Origin of the sequence: Rathayibacter sp. AY2B7 (genome assembly GCF_002931635.1) — a bacterium.
Lineage (GTDB): Bacteria > Actinomycetota > Actinomycetes > Actinomycetales > Microbacteriaceae > Rathayibacter.
Genome location: NZ_PSUC01000186.1, coordinates 1 through 2,692 on the forward strand (window position 1 = coordinate 1; position 2,692 = coordinate 2,692).

The following is a 2,692-nucleotide window of genomic DNA, read 5'->3' on the forward strand; positions in this document are numbered from 1 at the left end:
GGGGCCCGGCGGCGCGAGGCACGCAGACTCTCCCCGCGCTCGGGCCGCTCCCCGGCGAGCGCCGCGACGCGCGACCGCAGCTCCGGCGACGGCTCCGCCTCCTCCCAGCGGCCCAGCGCGCCGAGCCGGTCGACCACCGCGCCGAACGACGCGAGCTCGCGGTCGATCGAGGGGTCGGCGGCGCGCAGGCTCTCGAACTCCCGCGTCTCCTCGGCGGAGAGGTCGCCGGCGAGGGCCGCGGCGAGGAGCTCCTCGCGGCGGCCGCCGGGCTGGTCTCCGTCGGGCTGGTCTCGGTCGATCACGATCTCTCCTCGTCGGTGGGTCCGGCGCCCGCGAGGTGACCGCGGAGCGCTCGGAGAGCGTAGAAGGCGCGGCTGCGCAGGGTGGCGACCGGCACGCTCGTGGCGGCCGACAGCTCGGCGTAGGTCTCGCCGTTCAGGTGGACGGCGACGACGACCTGCCGGTGCTCGGCGGAGAGCCGCGCGAGCGCCTCGGCGATCGCGAGCGGCTCGAGGGGGTCGCGGTCCTCCGCGGGCACCTCCTCCAGAACCTCGGCCTCGACCAGGCGCGGCAGGCGCTGCCGCGAGCGGTGCACGTCGATGACGACGTTGCGGGCGATGGCGAAGAGCCAGGTGCGGGTGCTGGCGCGCTCGGCGGAGTAGCTCGCCCGCGAGCGCCAGGCGCGCAGGAACGTCTCCTGCACGCAGTCCTCGGCGAGGCCGCGGTCGCGCAGGGCGTTGAGCGCGAAGCCGAGCAGGGCGGACCCGTGCTCGTCGAAGGCGGCGGCCGGGTCGAACCCCGCCGTCCGGGGCTCGAGGCGCACCACGGGAGCCGGGACCTCCGAGTGCTCGCGCGGCATCGCGGGCCCTTCGTCTCGTCGTGCCGTCGCCGTGCGCGCCACACCGCCTCCTCGTCGGGACCGGTGGTCCGTCGGAAGGGGGTACGGCCGCGGCGGCGGCGGCGTTCATCGGAGGCGAGGACCGTCTCCGTGAAGATCCTCTCAGATGGAGTGAACGCGGCGCCGCTTCCGGCCGTACTCCCTGCATCGGGCCCGCTCGGCGCTCGCGATCGAAAGGCTCCACCATGACGAAGACGTCCCCCGCGCGGAACCGCGCCGGCCGCCGCCTGCTCTCCCTGGGCGGCATCACCGCCGTCGCCGCCGCCTCCTTCTTCGCCGCCGCGCCGGCCCAGGCCGAGACCGAGGTCGCCGAGCCGTCCTCGTTCACCAGCGCCTTCACGGTGATGGCGACGCCCGACCAGGTCGTGAACGCCGACTCCGCCGCGACCCCCGGCCAGCCCGGCGCCACGGGCGAGATGACCTTCCGGGTCAACAGCGACCTCGACATCATCTGCTACGACATCACCCTCACCGGCGTGACCGGCGACTACCAGAGCCCCGCGAAGACCGCGACGCACATCCACCAGGCGGCGCTGGGCAAGGCGGGCCCGCCGCGCATCGCGTTCCCGAACCCGGCGCCGGTCGGAGACGGCCCCCGCGCCAGCAGCGGCTGCCTGCAGGGCCCCTTCACCACGGGCATCCAGGCGAACGGGGCCGACACCGGCGCCGGATTCACGCTCAAGGCCCTCGAGGCCGATCCCGCCGCCTTCGCGGGCGACTCCCACACGGCCTCGTACGCGGCGGGCGTCGTCCGCGGCCAGCTCTCGCAGGTGCCGGTCGGCGGCCTCCAGACCGGTGGCGGGGCGACCGCCGCCGGGAGCGACGCCACGGGCACGTCCGGTCTCGCCGCGATGGCCGGCCTCGGAGCCGTCGCCGCCCTCGGCGCGGCCGGAGTGGTCGTCGCCCGCCGGCGCACCGCCTCCTGATCGTGGGCACCCGGTCGAGGAGCGGCGCGGCGGCACTGTGCGCCGTGCTGCTCCTCGCGGGGTGCGCCGCCGCGAACGGGAGCGGAGGAGCGGAGACGCCGGCGAGCGCGCCCGCGCCTCCGGCCCTCGCTACTGCTCCCCCGGTCACTCCTCCCCCGGTCACTCCTCCCCCGGTCCCCGCGCCCGACCCCGCCGCTGCCGCGCCTGCGCGGACCGTCGGCGTCGAGCCCGCCCGGCTGAGCGTGCCCGCGATGGGCCTGGACGAGCCGCTGATCGCCCTGGGCATCCAGTCGGACGGGGCGATGGAGGTGCCGGTGGACTACGACGACGTCGGCTGGTTCTCGGGAGGCGGGCGCCCGGGCGGCAGCGGCCGCACCGTGATCGCGGCGCACGTCGATTCGCGGTCCGGTCCCGCGGTCTTCTTCCGCCTCGGCGAGCTCGCCCCGGGCGATGAGATCGCGGTGAGCGGAGTGGACGGCTCCGACCACCGCTACCGGGTGACGGAGGTCGAGTCCTACGCGAAAGCCGCGTTCCCCACCGGCCGCGTCTTCGGCGCGACCCTCGAGGAGGAGCTGATCCTCGTGACCTGCGGAGGCGAGTACGACACGGCGATCGGCCGCTACCGAGACAACCTGGTGGTGTTCGCCTCTCCGATCTGACGCACGGCACGGAGGCGGGGCACGGAGGGGCGGCACGGAGGGGCGGCACGACCGCCCGGCATCGTGGCGCGGAACGGTGGCCGGAACACAGCACGAGAGCCCCGTCGGCGCAAGGGTCCGAGCGCGCGGGCGCGATGTGGTCGGATGAGGAGGGCCGCCCCCGCCGCCGCTCCGTGCCCCGCCTCCGTGCCGTGCGTCAGATCGGAGAG

4 protein-coding genes are annotated in these 2,692 nt (G+C 76.0%); 2 read left to right on the forward strand and 2 right to left on the reverse strand.

The genetic code is table 11. The features are described from left to right. Together C5C27_RS17135 and C5C27_RS17140 are read right to left on the reverse strand one after the other, a co-directional pair. The coding region (locus tag C5C27_RS17135) for a hypothetical protein (RefSeq protein WP_219813202.1) at window positions 1-302 on the reverse strand (302 nt) is incomplete at its 3' end. Beyond that, a complete protein-coding gene (locus C5C27_RS17140) occupies window positions 299-859 on the reverse strand; it encodes a sigma-70 family RNA polymerase sigma factor (protein WP_104315001.1) in 561 nt (186 codons plus the stop codon). The genes C5C27_RS17140 and C5C27_RS17135, both read right to left, overlap by 4 nt. 224 nt (window positions 860-1,083) lie before the next feature. Here C5C27_RS17140 and C5C27_RS17145 point away from each other — a divergent pair, with 224 nt between their 5' ends. Both C5C27_RS17145 and C5C27_RS18440 read left to right on the forward strand, forming a co-directional pair. After that, window positions 1,084-1,824, forward strand: coding sequence for a CHRD domain-containing protein (locus tag C5C27_RS17145; protein ID WP_104315002.1), 741 nt, complete (start codon window positions 1,084-1,086; stop codon window positions 1,822-1,824). Between the two features lie 242 nt (window positions 1,825-2,066). Next, complete coding sequence (locus C5C27_RS18440; protein WP_258066844.1) at window positions 2,067-2,483, forward strand: class F sortase; 417 nt, start codon at window positions 2,067-2,069, stop codon at window positions 2,481-2,483. Window positions 2,484-2,692: the final 209 nt, after the last annotated feature.

What these genes read in the sequence shown, in the direction of transcription:
- C5C27_RS17140 (WP_104315001.1), bottom strand. Translation starts at nt 859, where the DNA reads ATGCCGCGCGAGCACTCGGAGGTCCCGGCTCCCGTGGTGCGCCTCGAG.
- C5C27_RS17145 (WP_104315002.1), top strand. Translation starts at nt 1,084, where the DNA reads ATGACGAAGACGTCCCCCGCGCGGAACCGCGCCGGCCGCCGCCTGCTC.